Source organism: Variovorax sp. YR752, assembly GCF_943372545.1.
The window spans coordinates 1-14,735 of the sequence record NZ_CALRZC010000084.1 but is presented as its reverse complement, the minus strand read 5'-3'; the positions used below and the strand labels follow the sequence as shown (position 1 = coordinate 14,735).

Sequence of the window (14,735 nt, the reverse complement as noted above, 5' to 3'; positions counted from 1 at the left end):
GAGTGTGCCTTCAAACGCGTTCAAACACGGCGGCAATGCCTTGCCCGCCGCCGATGCACATCGTGACGAGCGCGTAGCGGCCACCGGTGCGGTGCAGCTCGGCGATCGCCTTCGTCGTGATGATCGCGCCGGTCGCGCCCACCGGGTGGCCCAGCGAAATGCCCGAGCCGTTCGGGTTCACCTTGGCGGGGTCGAAGCCCAGTTCCTTGATGACGGCGCAGGCTTGTGCGGCGAACGCTTCGTTCGACTCGATCACATCGAAGTCGCTGACCTTCAGGCCCGTGCGCTCCAGCACCTTGCGCGTGGCCGGCACGGGGCCGATGCCCATGTACGCGGGTTCGACACCCGCGTGTGCATAGCCTACGAGGCGTGCCAGCGGCTTCAGGCCCAGCGCCTTCACACGGCCACCTTCGGCCAGCACCACGGCGGCTGCGCCGTCATTGATGCCCGAGGCATTGCCGGCGGTGACGAGGCCGTCCTTCTTGAACGCAGGCTTCATCTTCGCGAGCGTGTCCATGGTGGTGTCGGCGCGCACGTGCTCGTCGGTGTCGAACAGCACGACGCCCTTGCGCGTCTTCACTTCGACCGGAACGATCTGTTCCTTGAAGCGGCCCGCGGCAATGGCAGCGGCGGCGCGCTGCTGACTGGTCACGGCCAGTTCGTCCATCTGCTCGCGCGTGATGCCGTAGCGCGCGGCCACGTTCTCGGCGGTGATGCCCATATGGATCTTCTCCCACGGGTCGTGCAGGATGCCCAGCATGTAGTCGACCAGCACCGCGTCGCCCATGCGTGCGCCGTAGCGGGCCGAGGTGTCGAAGTACGGCCCGCGGCTCATCGATTCGGAGCCGCCGCCGATGGCGATGTCGCAGTCGCCCAGCGCAATCGCCTGCGCCGCCGACACGATGGCCTGCAGGCCCGAGCCGCACAGGCGGTTCACGTTGAAGGCCGGCGTCTCGATGGGGCAGCCCGCATCGATCGCAGCCACGCGGCTGAGGTACGCGTCCCTCACGTCGGTGGGAATCACGTTGCCCATGACCACATGGCCGATGGCATCGGCGGCCACGCCGCTGCGTTCGATGGCGGCCTTGACGGCGGTGGTGGCCAGTTGCGTGTTGGGCACGTCCTTCAGTGCGCCGCCGAAGGTGCCGATGGCGGTGCGGGCAGTGCCGACCACGAAGATGTCGCGTGAAGTCATGGGATGGATCTCCTGGATTGAAAAAACGAAAAGCGGAATTCTTCAGCGGCCGGTGAAGGCCGCGGGCTTCTTGCCGAAAAAGGCATCGAGGCCGATGCGGAAATCGTCGGTGGCCGCGCAGGTCTGGAATGCGGCCGACTCGGCGTCGAGCTGGCTTGCGAGGTCGCGGTCGAGCGAGCCGCGCATCAGCCGGCGCAGATTGCCCAGCGCCACGGTCGGGCCCTTGGCCAGCCGCTGCGCGAGCGCCATGGCTTCGGACTCGAGGTCGGCGGCTGGCACCACGCGGTTGATGAGGCCCATGCGCTCGGCGGCGGCGGTGTCGTAGGTGTCGCCGAGCATCGCGATCTCGAGCGCACGGCGCATGCCGACGAGGCGCGGCAGCGCCCACGAGGCGCCGACGTCGCAGCTGGTGCCGATGTTCACGTAGGCCAGGTTGAAGCGCGTGCCCTCAGCCGCGAGCACGAAGTCGGCCTGCAGCATCAGGCTCAGGCCCGCGCCGGCCGCCACGCCGTGCACCTGCGCGACCAGCGGCGCGTCCATGGCGTCGAGCACGGTCAGCGCCTCGTGCAGCGGGCCGATGAGGTCGGCCGCGCCCTGCTTCGGGTCGGCACTCAGCACGCCGAGATCGCCGCCGGCCATGAAGCCCTTGCCCGCGCCGCTCAGCAGCACGGCGCGCACGCTCTTGTCGGCAGCCAGCGTGCGCGCGGCGGCGAGGAAGGCGGTGGCCATCGGCACGTCGATGGCATTGAGCGCGGCCGGCCGGTTGAAGCGCAGCGTGGCCACCGCGCCTTCGCGGCCCACCAGCAGGGGTGCGGAAGAAGAAGTCTCTGAGGTCATGGATTCACTTTGGTAGGGGCGCGCTGCAGCACGCCGTTGAGCAGCAGCTCGATGCCCTGGTCGGCGATCTGGTCGGGCGTAAGGTCGCCGTCGGGGCGGTACCAGCGGCCGATCCAGCTCAGCGCGCCGGCCAGCATGAAGGCGGCCATCTTCGGGTCGCAGGGCGCGAGCGCGCCTTCGGCCACGCCCTCTTCGATCAGCCGGCGGAAATGTCCGTCGATGCCGGCCTTGAGGCGGCGCAGTTCTTTCTTGAGCGGATCGGGCAGCGGGTCTTCGCCGATGCGGATCACGCACATGCCGAAGTCTTGCGTGACGACGCCCGAGTAGATGCGCATGCAGGCCTTGAGCTGGTCGATGGCGCTGCCGCCCGCGGCGCGCACCTCGCCGATGCCGGTCTGCATGAGGTCGAGCGCCATCTTCACGCACTCGAGCAGGATCTGGTCCTTGTTCTCGATGTAGTAGTACAGCGTGGGCTTGCTCACGTTGAGCCGCTCGGCAATGTCGTCGAGCGAGGTCGCGTGGAAGCCGCGTTCGTTGAAGAGCTGGGCGGCCGTGCGCAACACGGCCATGCGCTTCACCTCGCGCTGCTGCGCGCGGCGGTCGGCGGGCTCCCACGGCGAGGGGGGCGCTGAAGCTGGAACGGCGGAGGAACGGGGCATGGGGTTTGTGCGGGCGGGGAAAGTCCCGATGCCGCGACCTGCGGCGAACACAGACATTACCGACCAGTAGGAATTTTACGGGCCAGTAGCATTTCGCTGCTGGACACAAACCCTGACCTTGCGGCGCGCCCCTTAGCCATGCCTGACGAGACCCGACGGGAACCCTCCATGTCCGCACCTTCCGCCACGGCCCCGGTGCTGCAGGCCGAGGCGTTGACGCTGGCATTCGGCGGCGTGAAGGCGCTCACCCATGTCGGCTTCAGCGTCGCGCCCGGCTCCATCACCGCGGTGATCGGGCCCAACGGCGCGGGCAAGACCTCGCTGTTCAACACCATCTCGGGCTTCTACAAGCCCTCGCAGGGCCGGGTGCTGTTCGAGGGCGCCGACATCACCCGGCTGCCCGCCCCCAGGCGCGCCGCGCTCGGGCTGGCGCGCAGCTTCCAGAACATCGCGCTGTTCCGCGGCATGACCGTGCTCGACAACATCAAGCTCGGGCGCCACACGCACCTGAAGACCAACGTGTTCGACGCCCTCTTCTACCTGGGCCGCGCGCGCCGCGAAGAGGCCGAGCTGCGCCGCGACGTCGAAGAACGCATCATCGATTTCCTCGAGATCGACCACATCCGCCACGCCTCGGTGGCCGCCCTGCCCTACGGCCTGCAGAAGCGCGTCGAAATGGCGCGCGCGCTGGCCATGCAGCCCAAGGTGCTGATGCTCGACGAGCCCGTGGCCGGCATGAACCGCGAAGAGACTGAAGACATGGCGCGCTTCATCCTCGACGTGCGGCGCGAGTGGGGCATCACGGTGCTCATGGTCGAGCACGACATGGGCATGGTGATGGACCTGTCGGACCACGTGGTGGTGCTCAACTTCGGCCAGGTCATTGCGCAAGGCACGCCGGCGCAGGTTCAGGCCGACCCGGAAGTGATCCGCGCCTACCTCGGCGCGGGCGATGTCGGCGAGCTGCGTCGCCGGCTGCGCGGTGAAGCCACGGCAGGAGTTGCCTGATGGATTGGGCCTACCTCTTCGAGATCGCGCTCACCGGCATTGCCGGCGGCGGTCTGTATGCGCTCGCGGCGCTGGCCTTCGTGCTGGTCTACAAGGCCACGCGCGTGGTCAACATCGCCATCGGCGAGATGCTGATGGTCGGCGCCTACCTGTTCTTTACCTTTGCTGCGAGCTTCTCGCTGCCGATCTGGATGGCGGTGCTGGGCTCGGTGATCGGCACCGGCCTGCTGGGCGCGGTGATCGAGCGCACCATGATCCGCCCGCTGCTGGGCGAGCCGCCGATCTCGGTGTTCATGGTGACGGTGGGGCTGGCGTCGATCCTCGTCGGGCTGGTCGAGATCATCTGGACCGCCGACCAGCGCCGCCTGCCCGAGTTTTTGCCGAACACCCCCGTGATGGTCGGCGAGGCCTTCCTGGCGCCGAAGATCGCGTATGGCGCACTGATCGCGGTGGTGCTGATCGGCCTCGTGCTGCTGCTGTTCCGCTTCTGGCGCGGCGGCGTCGCGCTGCGGGCCACGGCTTCGGACCAGGCTGCCGCGTACTCGATGGGCATCCATGTGCCGCGCGTGTTCTCGCTGGCCTGGGTGGCCTCGTCCATGATCGCGGCGGTGGCCGGCATCATCGTCGGCGCCATCGGGGGCATCTCGTCGTCAATGGGCGTGTTCGGGCTGTCGGTGCTGGTGGTGGTGATCGTCGGCGGGCTCGACAGCGTGCTCGGTGCACTCGTCGGTGGTGTGCTCATCGGCCTGATCGAAGCGCTGGCCGGCTCCTACCTCGGCGGCGAATACAAGCTGCTCGCCACCTTCATCGTGCTGGTGTTCGTGCTGATGGTGCGGCCGTACGGGCTCTTCGGCACGCACGAGATCGAGAGACTCTAGCCATGCGCATCGGCACCCTCAAGCAAAGCTACACCGCCGACGCGGCGCTGTTCGACTCGCGCACGCAGAAGGTGTGGCTCGCGGTCGGCGTCGCGCTGCTCGTGCTGTTCCCTTTCATGGCCAGCGACTACTGGCTGTACCTCGCGTGCCTCGTCGCCATCAACGTCGCGAGCGCCACGGGGCTGAACATCCTCACGGGCTACACGGGCCTCGTGAGCCTCGGGCAGGCCGCGTTCATGGGCCTGGGCGCGTACACCGTCGCGATCATGCAGACGCGGCTGGGCACGCCCTTCCTGCTGAACATCCTCGCGGGCGGCGTGGTCGCCATGCTCGGCGGGTTGGTCGTCGGCATTCCGTCGCTGCGCGTGAAGGGCCTGTACCTGGCCATCGCGACCATCGCGGCCTCGTTCATCACGCATTTCCTGTTCGCCAACCTCAAGCTCACGGGCGGCACCACGGGCATCTCGCTGCCGCCCGCGCAGCTCTTCGGCCTGCCGCTCGACACCTCGTTTCGCCTCTACTGGGTGATCGTTCCGGTGATGGTGCTCATGGTGCTCGGCGCGGCCAACCTGTTCCGCACGCGCGTGGGGCGCGCCTTCATCGCCATCCGCGACCGCGACATCTCGGCCGAGGTGCTGGGCATTCCGCTGCTGCGCTACAAGCTGCTGTCGTTCGGGCTCTCGTCGTTCTATGCGGGCGTGGCGGGCGGGCTGTGGGCCTATTTCTTTCGCGTGGTCACGCCCGAGAGCTTTCCGCTCTTGATGTCGATCTTCTTCCTGGCCGCCATCATCGTCGGCGGCATGGGCACCATCCTGGGCGGCATCTTCGGCGCCGTGTTCATGACCATGGTGCCCGAGCTGCTCAAGCTGGTGGTCGACCTGCTGCCGGGCGGCGTCGAGATGACCGTGTTCCTCTCGCCGGTGCGCACCGTCGTCTTCGGCCTGCTCATCGTCGGATTTCTGGTGTTCGAGCCGCACGGGCTCGCAGAAGTGTGGCGGCGCATACGCCGCTTCTTTCACCTATGGCCGTTCCGTAACTAGAACCAGGAGACACACATGCCCAAGACAACGAAGAAGCCTTCTCACCAGCGCCGCGCCCTGCTGCTCGCAGCCGGCCTGGCCGCCACCGTGCCTTTCGCCGCGCACGCGCAAGCCAACGAAGACATCGTCATCGGTGGCTCGATTCCCATGACCGGCGTGTTCGCCTTCGCAGGCGTGGGCATCAACGCCGGCATTGCCGACTACGTGAAGATCGTCAACGACGCGGGCGGCATCAAGGGCCGCAAGCTGCGCTACGTGCCGGAAGACACGGGCTACAAGGTCGACGTGTCGGTGGCGGCCTTCAAGAAGATCACGAGCCAGAACAAGGTCAACCTCTACTACGGCGACTCGACCGGCTTCTCGAAGACCATCAACCCCGAACTGGACCGCGGCGGCCAGATATTGATGGCGGGCGCCTCGTTCGCGACCGAGCTCAACGACCCGGCCAAGTACCCGAACCAGTTCCTGGTCGGCCCCGACTACACCGAGCAGATCGGCATCCTGCTGCGCCACATCGCCAAGGAAAAGCCGGGCGCGAAGGTGGCCTTCGTGTACTCCGATTCCGAGTTCGGCCGCGACCCGATCGAGGCCAGCGAAGCCGCCGCCAAGAAGCTGGGCCTGAGCGTGCCCGTGAAGCTCATGACGCCCGCGGGCAGCGTCGACGTGTCGACCGAGGTCATCAAGCTGCGCCGCGCCGCGCCCGACTACACGATCTTCCACGGCTACATCCTCGCGCCCATTCCCGAGTTCGTGCAGCAGGGCAAGCAGATGGGCATGACCAGCAAGTGGATGGGCACCTTCTGGACCATGGACAGCTCCACCGTCATGAAGATGGGCGAAGGCGGCGACGGCTTCATGGGCGTCATGCCCTACCGTTACTACTACGACACCACGGCCAAGGCGCCGATGCTCGACAAGATCCGCGCGCTGCGCCCCGAGTACCAGAGCACGGCCTACACGCAGGGCTTCCTCACAGCGATGCTGTTCACCGAGGCCGCCAAGCGCACGCTCGACGCGGGCAAGCCGCTGGACGGCAAGAACCTGAAGGCCGCGCTCAACACCATCAAGGACTTCGACACCGGCGGGATCATCGGCACGCCGATCACCATCAAGGGCAATTCGATTCCCGTGGGCCGCGTCTACAAGGCCGACATGAAGGCGCAGAAGATGGTGCCGGCGTCGGACTGGATCGCACTGAACTGACCGACACGATGGACGCGCGCGCGGCACCGCCCGACCTCGTTCTGGAGGTCAACAACATCGAGGTGGTCTACAACAAGGTCGTGCAGGTGCTGCGCGGCCTGTCGCTGGCCGTGCCGCGCGGGCAGATAGTGGCGCTGCTGGGCAGCAACGGCGCGGGCAAGTCGACCACGCTGAAGGCGGTGTCGGGCCTGCTCGCGCTGGAAGACGGCGAGGTCGAGGCCGGGCGCATCGTGTTCGACGGCGCACCGACCGATCGGCTCGCACCGCAGCAGCTGGTGCGGCGCGGCCTGAGCCATGTGATGGAAGGCCGGCGCGTGTTCGAAGACCTCACGGTCGAAGAGAACCTGGTCGCTGCGACCTATGCGCTGACGGGACGCGCGGGCGCTGCGCCGGCGTCGCGCAACTTCGACGACGTTTATGCCTACTTCCCTCGCCTGCACGAGCGCCGCAAGGGCCTCGCGGGCTACCTCTCGGGCGGCGAGCAGCAGATGCTCGCCATCGGCCGCGCGCTGGTCGCACAGCCTCAACTGATATTGCTCGACGAGCCCTCGCTGGGCCTGTCGCCCAAGCTGGTCGAAGACATCTTCACGATCATCGCGCGCATCAACGCCGAGCGCGGCACCTCGATGCTGCTGGTGGAACAGAACGCCAGCGTGGCACTGGCCATTGCGCACACGGGCTACATCATGGAAAGCGGCAAGGTCGTGATCGACGGCAGCGCCGAACGCCTCGCGGCCGACCCCGATGTGCGCGAGTTCTACCTGGGCGTGGGCGGCAGCGGCGAATCGCGCAGCTTCCGCGAGCTGAAGCACTACAAGCGCCGCAAGCGCTGGCTGTCATGACGATGAACCCGCTTCCTTCGCTCACGCTGCCGCAGATGCTGCGCGAGCAGGCGCGCCTGCAGCCGCAGCGCATCGCGATCCGGCAGAAAGATTTCGGCATCTGGCATCCGCTGGACTGGGCCGGCTACCTGCAGCGCGCCAGCCGCTTCGGCCTGGGCCTGCACGCGATGGGCCTCGCGCCCGGCGGGCACCTGGGCGTGATTTCCGAGAACCGCGTCGAATGGCTGCTCGCGCAGATGGGCGCGGGGCTCATCGGCGCCGTGACCGTGGGCGTGTACCCCACCAGCCCGAGCAACGAGGTCGCCTACGTGGTCGGCCATGCCGACATCGAAGTGATCGTCTGCGAAGACCAGGAGCAGACCGACAAGGTGCTCGACGCGCTCGACCAGCTGCCGCGCCTGCGCAAGATCATCGTGATCGAGACCAAGGGCCTCGCGAGCTACCCGCCTGAAGTGCGCGAGCGCATCGCGACCTTTGCGGAGGTCGAGCAGGCCGGCGCCGACGTGCTGGCCCGCGACGGCACCGCGCTCATCGACGCCGCGCTGCAGCGCCAGACGCTCGCCGACATCGGTTTGATGATCTACACCTCGGGCTCCACCGGCAAGCCCAAGGGCGCGATGATTTCGTACCGCAACATCCGCGGCGTCGTGCCCGGCATCGTCGAACGGCTGGCACTCGACGGCAACACCACGCACCTGTCGTACCTGCCGCTGTGCCACGTCGCCGAGCAGATGCTCACGGCCTTCGTGCCGCTGTACCTGGGCTCGCAGGTCAACTTCGGCGAATCGATCCGCACCGTGCAGGAAGACCTGCGCGAGGTCGCGCCCACCATGTTCCTCGGCGTGCCGCGCATCTGGGAAAAGCTGCATGCGGGCATCAGCATCAAGATGCAGGAAGCCGGCGGATTGCAGCGCGCGCTGTTCCGCAAGGCCATCGAGGCCTGCGCGCCGCTGGCCGAGAAACCGCGCAGCGCCTGGACGCTGGCCGAGCGCGGCCGTTTCGCCCTCGCCTACTGGACCGTGCTGCGCGCGCTGCAGAACTTCATCGGCCTGCGCCGCGCACGCATTGCGCTCACGGGCGCGGCGCCGATTCCCGCGGACGTGGTGCGCTTCTTTCGCACGCTGGGCGTGCCGCTGGTCGAGGTGTATGGGCTGACCGAATCGACCGGCATGGTCGCGGGCCACCGCGCGGACGCCGTGACCATCGGCACCGTCGGCCCACCCACGCACGGCACCGAGCACCGCGTGGGCGAAGCCGGCGAGCTGCTGCTGCGCGGCGACATGGTGTTCGAGGGCTACTACAAGAACCCCGAAGCCACGGCCTCATCGATCCGCGACGGCTGGCTGCACACGGGCGACGTGGTGCGCGAGGAAGCCGGCGGCCAGCTGCGCATCGTCGACCGGCTGAAGGACATCATGATCACCGCCGGCGGCAAGAACCTCACGCCCTCGGAGATCGAGAACACCATGAAGGGCAGCCCCTTCATCAAGGAATGCATCGTGGTGGCGGACAGCCGCAAGTTCGTCGGTGCGCTGCTGCAGATCGACTACGAGACCGTCGGCAAATGGGCCGAGGCGCAGCGCCTGCCCTTCACGCATTTCCGCTCACTGGTGGAAGAACCCAAGGTGCGCGCGCTGATCGAGGCCGAAGTGGCGCGCGGCAATGGGAAGCTGGCGCAGGTGTCGCAGATCAGACGTTTTCATCTGCTCACCAAAGAGTTGGACCATGACGACGGTGAAGTCACCGCCACCATGAAGGTGCGGCGCTCCAGCATCTACAAGTCTTACGCCAGCGAGATCGAGGCGCTGTACAGCGCCTGACCGGGGGAAACGAGGTTCAGTCGCCGCGCACGGGCCGGGCCCGCACGTCGGTCACATCGTCGGCGGGGCCCAGCACGACCGGGCTGCGCACCGACTCGCCGCGCGCACGGGCGCTGACCACGTCAGCCGCCGTGGGCTCGGCGGGCTGCTGTGCCGCATGGCGAAATCGGTCGAAGCCTGAGCGGGGGTTGAAACGCATGACCCAGGGCGTCACGGGCTTGCCTGTGACGCGCCCCCAGGCGTAGCGCACACCCCACACCGCCGCCAGCAGCAGGGCCGCCACGGCCAGGCTGGCCGCGAAAACCAGCCCCAGGAGCAGAAGAATGACGCGAAGAATGAAGTTCATCATCCGACTTTAGGCCGATGCAGCCGCCGTTGGTTCCCCGCCCTTGCGGAACGAGAACTGGCCCGGCGACTGGATCGGGTCGGTTTCGACCTCGATCGTGTCCTTCGGCCCGAAGCTGCCGTCGAGCAGCAGCCGCGAGAGCGGGTTCTCGATGCGCTGCTGGATGGCGCGCTTGAGCGGACGCGCACCGAACACCGGGTCGAAGCCGACCTTGGCGATTTCGGCCAGCGCCGCAGGCGACACCTCCAGGCCCAGGTCCATCTTCGCGAGGCGCGCCTTGAGCACCTTGAGCTGGATCGCCGCGATCGATTCGATGTTCTTCGCGTCGAGCGCGTGGAACACGACCGTCTCGTCGATGCGGTTCAGGAACTCGGGGCGGAAGTAGTTCTTCAGCTCGTCCCACACCGCTTCCTTGATGTCTTCGCTGGGCTGGCCCACCATCGCCTGGATGATCGGCGAGCCGATGTTGCTGGTCATCACGATGACGGTGTTCTTGAAGTCCACGGTGCGGCCCTGGCCGTCCGTGAGGCGGCCGTCGTCGAGCACCTGCAGCAGCACGTTGAACACGTCGGGGTGGGCTTTTTCGACCTCGTCGAGCAGCACCACGCTGTAGGGCTTGCGGCGCACGGCTTCCGTGAGGTAGCCGCCCTCTTCATAGCCCACGTAGCCCGGCGGCGCGCCGATGAGGCGGGCGACCGAATGCTTCTCCATGAACTCGCTCATGTCGATGCGGATCAGGTGGTCTTCGCTGTCGAACAGGAAACCCGCGAGCGCCTTGCACAGCTCGGTCTTGCCCACGCCCGTGGGGCCGAGGAACAGGAACGAACCCGTGGGGCGGTTCGGATCGCTCAGGCCCGAGCGCGAGCGACGGATCGCATTGGCGACCGCACCGATGGCCTCGTCCTGACCGACCACGCGCTCGTGCAGCCTGTCTTCCATGACGAGCAGCTTGTCGCGCTCGCCCTGCATCAGCTTGGCGACCGGAATGCCGGTGGCGCGCGCCACGACCTCGGCGATTTCTTCCGCGCCGACCTGCGTGCGCAGCAGCGTGGGCGCGCTGGACTTGCCCTTGTTCGCCTCGCTCTCTTCGGCTTCCTTCAGGCGCTTCTCGAGTGCCGGCAGCTGGCCGTATTGCAGCTCGGCGAGCTTGTTGAAGTCGCCCTTGCGCTCCCAGTCCTTGATCTCGATCTTGAGTTTCTCGATCTCTTCGCGGATGTGCGCGCTGCCCTGCGCCTGGGCCTTCTCGGCCTGCCAGATCTCGTCGTAGTCGGCGATTTCCTTTTGCAGCTTGGTGATCTCGTCCTCGATGAGGCCGAAGCGCTTCTGCGAGGCCTCGTCCTTTTCGCGGCGCACGGCTTCGCGCTCGATCTGCAGCTGGATGAGGCGACGGTCGAGGCGGTCCATGACCTCGGGCTTGGAGTCCATCTCGATCTTGATCTTGGCCGCGGCCTCGTCGATCAGGTCGATGGCCTTGTCGGGCAGGAAGCGGTCGGTGATGTAGCGGTCAGACAGTTCGGCCGCGGCCACGATGGCCGGGTCGGTGATCTGCACGCCATGGTGCACTTCGTACTTCTCCTGCAGGCCGCGCAGGATGGCGATGGTGGCTTCCACGGTGGGCTCGCCCACGATGATCTTCTGGAAGCGGCGCTCCAGCGCGGCATCTTTTTCGATGTACTTGCGGTACTCGTCGAGCGTGGTGGCGCCCACGCAGTGCAGCTCGCCGCGCGCGAGCGCGGGCTTGAGCATGTTGCCCGCGTCCATCGCGCCTTCGGCCTTGCCGGCGCCGACCATGGTGTGCAGCTCGTCGATGAAGACGATGGTCTGGCCTTCGTCCTTCGCGAGTTCGTTGAGCACGGTCTTCAGGCGCTCTTCGAACTCGCCGCGGAACTTGGCGCCCGCGAGCAACGCGGCCATGTCGAGCGACAGCACACGTTTGCCCTTGAGCGACTCGGGCACTTCGCCCGCGACGATGCGCTGCGCCAGGCCTTCGACGATGGCGGTCTTGCCCACGCCGGGTTCGCCGATGAGCACGGGGTTGTTCTTGGTGCGGCGTTGCAGCACCTGGATGGCGCGGCGGATTTCTTCGTCGCGGCCGATGACCGGATCGAGCTTGCCCAGGCGGGCGCGCTCGGTGAGGTCCATGCAGTATTTCTTGAGGGCTTCGCGCTGGCCTTCGGCATCGGCGCTGTTCACGCCCTGCCCGCCGCGCACGGCCTCGATGGCCGATTCGAGCGACTTGCGGCTCAGGCCGTTCTCCTTGGCCAGCTTGCCGATGTCGGCCTTGCTGTCGGCCACGGCGAGCAGAAAGAGTTCGCCCGCAATGAACTGGTCATTGCGCTTGATGGCTTCCTTCTCGGTCGCCTGCAGCAGCTTGCCCAGCTCGGGGCCGACCTGCACGATGTCGTGGCCCTGCACCTGGGGCAGTTTCTTGATGGCGCCCTCGGCCGCCTGCAGCAGCCCGGGCACGTTGACGCCGGCACGCTCCAGCAGGGCACGCGGGCCGTCGTCCTGGCGCAGCATCGCGACCAGCAGGTGGGCCGGTTCGATGTAGGCGTTGTCGTTACCGAGCGCCAGCGTCTGGGCGTCGCTCAGTGCTTCCTGAAATTTGGTGGTGAGTTTGTCTTGTCGCATGGTGGTATTCCTGCATCCAAAATAGGGCTGTTCGGGCACGATTCAAGGTTGTGAATCGGATTTGCACCCTGGGCACGGGTATTGCACCGGGCCCCGCACCGTCCTGCCACAGGCATTTCTCTCTTTATCTCGAATGGAGTCGATCATGGTTTTTTCAATGCAGCGCGTCCAGCCGATGCGCCGCGCGTTCAGCGTGGGTCTCTTGGCGACTGCCCTGGGCATGGCCGGGCTGGCACAAGCCCAGAGCGGCACGCCGGTGCGCCTCCTGGTGGGCTTTCCCGCCGGCGCGGGCACCGACGCGATTGCGCGCACCCTGGGCGAAAAGCTCAAGGACGTGCTGGGTGTGCCCGTGGTGGTCGAGAACCGCGCGGGTGCGGGCGGCCAGATTGCGGCGCAGGCGCTGAAGGCCGCGCCGGCCGACGGCCACACGCTGTTCCTGTCGCATGACCACTCCATTTCGATCCTGCCGCAGGTGGTGAAAAACCCGGGCTTCAACCCCGCCACCGACTTCGTGCCCGTGGCCGGCTTTGCCACCTTTGCCAACGTGCTGGCGGTGTCGGGCGGCACGCCGGCCAAGAGCATCGACGAGTACGTGAAGTGGATCCGCACGCAAAAGGGCGGCAAGGAGACCATCGGCGTGCCGGCGCCGGCGTCGATCCCCGAGTTCCTCGTGAAGATGATCTCGGACAAGTACAAGATCGACGTGCAGCCCGCACCGTACCGCGGCAGCGCGCCCATGACGGCCGACATGCTGGGCAACCAGATCACCGCGGGCATCGCCTCGGTGCCGGACTTCATCGAGAACCACCGCGCGGGCAAGGTGCGCATCGTGGCGTCCATCGGCGCCAAGCGGCAGGCGCTGCTGCCGAACGTGCCGACCTTCACCGAGCTGGGCTTTGCGAACCTCGAAGACCTGCCCTACTACGGCATCTTCGCGCCGGTCGGCACGCCGCAGGCCGTCATCGACAGGTACGGCGATGCGCTGCAGAAGGTGCTGGCCATGCCCGACGTGAAGCAGAAGCTCACCACCATGGGCCTGACGGTCGGCTACGAGCCCCAAGGCCAGTTCGCGGGCCGCGTGCGCAGCTACACGCAGACCTGGGAAAAGATCATCCAGGCGAGCGGCTTCAAGCCCTGAGCTGCGCGGCCTGGTACGGCCTGAGAGGGCCGTCACCTGGGTGATCTTCCGGCCCGGCGAGGTCCCCCTACGATGGGCTCTCGCCTTCCAACAACAAAGCCGGAGACACATCCCCCATGCGATTCACGACCCTCGCCGCCTCGCTGGCGGCCGCGCTGCTGCTCGGCGCCTGCGGCAGCACCGCCCCCATTTCCCCTGCCGAAGTCGGCGAATTGCGCCCGGGTTCGGGCTACCTGAAGGGCTACCTGCCCGCTGCCGAGTTGCCCGACAGCCTCGCCCTGCTGCCGGCGCCCCCGGCCGAGGGCTCGGCCGCATTGGCAGCCGATGGCGCCACCTTCCGCGCGCTCACGGCCCTGCAGGGCACGCCGCGCGGCGCGCTGGCGGTGCAGGACGCCAACCTCAAGTTTCCGAAGGCCACCGAGGTGTTCTCGTGCGCGCTGGGCATGCCCATCTCTGAGCAAGCCACGCCGAACCTGAACATGCTGCTGCGTCGCACGCTGGCCGACGCCGGCTCGGCCACCTACAAGGCCAAGAACACCTACAACCGCACGCGCCCCTTCGTCGCGTTCAAGACCGGCAGCTGCACACCCGCCGAAGAAGCCTTTCTGGCCAAGGACGGCTCCTACCCCTCAGGCCACGCAGCCCTGGGCTGGGCCTGGGCGCTGGTGCTGACGGAACTCGCGCCCGAACGCGCCGACGCGCTGCTGCAGCGCGGCCGGGCCTTCTCGCAGAGCCGCGCGATCTGCGGCGTGCACTGGCAGAGCGACATCGAGAACGGCCGGCTGGTCGGCGCAGCGACCGTGGCGAAGCTGCACACGAATCCGGTGTTCCAGGCACAGATGGCGGGCGCCCGGTCGGAGATTGCGAAGGCACGCGCGGCGGGTGCGGTGCCCGCTCAGGAGTGCGGTGCGGAAGCCAAGGCACTGGCGACCTCGGCGCTGATCGCGCCGTAAGTCTCGAACGCGCCGAACGCTCCGCTCAGGTGGCGCTGTTCGAGGCCGCGATGCCCCAGCGTGCCAGCGCCTCGTCGTCGGTCACGCGGGCATCGACCCAGCGCGCGCCTTCGGGCGTCTGCTCTTTCTTCCAGAACGGCGCCTGCGTCTTCAGGTAGTCCATCAGGAACTCGCAGGCCTGGAAG

General features: G+C 67.3%; 13 protein-coding genes and 1 pseudogene. 8 read left to right on the top strand and 6 right to left on the bottom strand.

Features of this window, described 5'->3' with window-relative positions; all coding sequences use genetic code 11:
* Positions 1-10 precede the first annotated feature (10 nt).
* From AAG801_RS19895 to AAG801_RS19885, 3 genes are read right to left on the bottom strand one after another with little or no spacing between them, the layout of a single operon-like run.
* Positions 11-1,195 (bottom strand): acetyl-CoA C-acyltransferase family protein, encoded by a 1,185-nt coding sequence (locus tag AAG801_RS19895; RefSeq protein WP_341889911.1) that lies wholly within the window; start codon positions 1,193-1,195, stop codon positions 11-13.
* Positions 1,196-1,237: 42 nt separating this feature from the next.
* Complete coding sequence (locus tag AAG801_RS19890) at positions 1,238-2,032, bottom strand: enoyl-CoA hydratase-related protein (RefSeq protein WP_341889910.1); 795 nt, start codon at positions 2,030-2,032, stop codon at positions 1,238-1,240.
* Positions 2,029-2,691: a TetR/AcrR family transcriptional regulator gene (locus AAG801_RS19885; protein ID WP_341889909.1), complete on the bottom strand. Its 663-nt coding sequence runs from the start codon at positions 2,689-2,691 to the stop codon at positions 2,029-2,031. Before AAG801_RS19885 ends, AAG801_RS19890 begins: the two co-directional genes overlap by 4 nt.
* A gap of 168 nt (positions 2,692-2,859) precedes the next feature.
* On the opposite strand from AAG801_RS19885, the gene AAG801_RS19880 reads away from it, so the two are divergent.
* The 6 genes from AAG801_RS19880 to AAG801_RS19855 are packed head-to-tail and all read left to right on the top strand — an operon-like array spanning position 2,860 to position 9,482.
* On the top strand, positions 2,860-3,699 hold the full coding sequence (locus tag AAG801_RS19880; RefSeq protein WP_341889908.1) for an ABC transporter ATP-binding protein: 840 nt from the start codon (positions 2,860-2,862) through the stop codon (positions 3,697-3,699).
* Entirely contained in the window at positions 3,699-4,577 is an 879-nt protein-coding gene (locus tag AAG801_RS19875; protein WP_056583166.1) for a branched-chain amino acid ABC transporter permease, read from the top strand. Before AAG801_RS19880 ends, AAG801_RS19875 begins: the two co-directional genes overlap by 1 nt.
* A 2-nt stretch (positions 4,578-4,579) precedes the next feature.
* Positions 4,580-5,617, top strand: coding sequence for a branched-chain amino acid ABC transporter permease (locus AAG801_RS19870; RefSeq protein WP_319360426.1), 1,038 nt, complete (start codon positions 4,580-4,582; stop codon positions 5,615-5,617).
* A gap of 15 nt (positions 5,618-5,632) precedes the next feature.
* Positions 5,633-6,820: an ABC transporter substrate-binding protein gene (locus AAG801_RS19865; protein ID WP_101492257.1), complete on the top strand. Its 1,188-nt coding sequence runs from the start codon at positions 5,633-5,635 to the stop codon at positions 6,818-6,820.
* A gap of 8 nt (positions 6,821-6,828) precedes the next feature.
* The gene (locus AAG801_RS19860; RefSeq protein ID WP_341889907.1) at positions 6,829-7,662 is read left to right on the top strand and encodes an ABC transporter ATP-binding protein; all 834 of its coding nucleotides are present in this window, start codon (positions 6,829-6,831) and stop codon (positions 7,660-7,662) included.
* A gap of 2 nt (positions 7,663-7,664) precedes the next feature.
* Positions 7,665-9,482 (top strand): AMP-binding protein, encoded by a 1,818-nt coding sequence (locus AAG801_RS19855; RefSeq protein ID WP_341889906.1) that lies wholly within the window; start codon positions 7,665-7,667, stop codon positions 9,480-9,482.
* Positions 9,483-9,498: 16 nt separating this feature from the next.
* Here the strand turns inward: AAG801_RS19855 and AAG801_RS19850 are convergent, their stop codons facing one another.
* Both AAG801_RS19850 and clpB read right to left on the bottom strand, forming a co-directional pair.
* Positions 9,499-9,828 (bottom strand): hypothetical protein, encoded by a 330-nt coding sequence (locus tag AAG801_RS19850; protein ID WP_228121805.1) that lies wholly within the window; start codon positions 9,826-9,828, stop codon positions 9,499-9,501.
* A gap of 9 nt (positions 9,829-9,837) precedes the next feature.
* On the bottom strand, positions 9,838-12,459 hold the full coding sequence (gene clpB, locus AAG801_RS19845; RefSeq protein WP_341889905.1) for an ATP-dependent chaperone ClpB: 2,622 nt from the start codon (positions 12,457-12,459) through the stop codon (positions 9,838-9,840).
* A 145-nt stretch (positions 12,460-12,604) separates the two neighbouring features.
* Here clpB and AAG801_RS19840 point away from each other — a divergent pair, with 145 nt between their 5' ends.
* Complete coding sequence (locus tag AAG801_RS19840; RefSeq protein WP_341889904.1) at positions 12,605-13,597, top strand: Bug family tripartite tricarboxylate transporter substrate binding protein; 993 nt, start codon at positions 12,605-12,607, stop codon at positions 13,595-13,597.
* 116 nt (positions 13,598-13,713) lie between these two features.
* A complete protein-coding gene (locus AAG801_RS19835) occupies positions 13,714-14,550 on the top strand; it encodes a phosphatase PAP2 family protein (protein ID WP_341889903.1) in 837 nt (278 codons plus the stop codon).
* A 25-nt stretch (positions 14,551-14,575) separates the two neighbouring features.
* Here AAG801_RS19835 and AAG801_RS19830 read toward each other — a convergent pair.
* Positions 14,576-14,735: pseudogene (locus AAG801_RS19830) on the bottom strand (molybdenum cofactor biosynthesis protein MoaE); the annotation flags it as partial.

Bases quoted from the DNA above. Each gene is read 5' to 3' on its own strand.
- AAG801_RS19850 (WP_228121805.1), bottom strand. From the start codon at position 9,828: ATGAACTTCATTCTTCGCGTCATTCTTCTGCTCCTGGGGCTGGTTTTC.
- AAG801_RS19880 (WP_341889908.1), top strand. From the start codon at position 2,860: ATGTCCGCACCTTCCGCCACGGCCCCGGTGCTGCAGGCCGAGGCGTTG.
- AAG801_RS19855 (WP_341889906.1), top strand. From the start codon at position 7,665: ATGAACCCGCTTCCTTCGCTCACGCTGCCGCAGATGCTGCGCGAGCAG.
- AAG801_RS19890 (WP_341889910.1), bottom strand. From the start codon at position 2,032: ATGACCTCAGAGACTTCTTCTTCCGCACCCCTGCTGGTGGGCCGCGAA.
- AAG801_RS19870 (WP_319360426.1), top strand. From the start codon at position 4,580: ATGCGCATCGGCACCCTCAAGCAAAGCTACACCGCCGACGCGGCGCTG.
- AAG801_RS19835 (WP_341889903.1), top strand. From the start codon at position 13,714: ATGCGATTCACGACCCTCGCCGCCTCGCTGGCGGCCGCGCTGCTGCTC.
- AAG801_RS19860 (WP_341889907.1), top strand. From the start codon at position 6,829: ATGGACGCGCGCGCGGCACCGCCCGACCTCGTTCTGGAGGTCAACAAC.
- AAG801_RS19895 (WP_341889911.1), bottom strand. From the start codon at position 1,195: ATGACTTCACGCGACATCTTCGTGGTCGGCACTGCCCGCACCGCCATC.
- AAG801_RS19885 (WP_341889909.1), bottom strand. From the start codon at position 2,691: ATGCCCCGTTCCTCCGCCGTTCCAGCTTCAGCGCCCCCCTCGCCGTGG.
- AAG801_RS19865 (WP_101492257.1), top strand. From the start codon at position 5,633: ATGCCCAAGACAACGAAGAAGCCTTCTCACCAGCGCCGCGCCCTGCTG.
- AAG801_RS19840 (WP_341889904.1), top strand. From the start codon at position 12,605: ATGGTTTTTTCAATGCAGCGCGTCCAGCCGATGCGCCGCGCGTTCAGC.
- AAG801_RS19875 (WP_056583166.1), top strand. From the start codon at position 3,699: ATGGATTGGGCCTACCTCTTCGAGATCGCGCTCACCGGCATTGCCGGC.
- clpB (WP_341889905.1), bottom strand. From the start codon at position 12,459: ATGCGACAAGACAAACTCACCACCAAATTTCAGGAAGCACTGAGCGAC.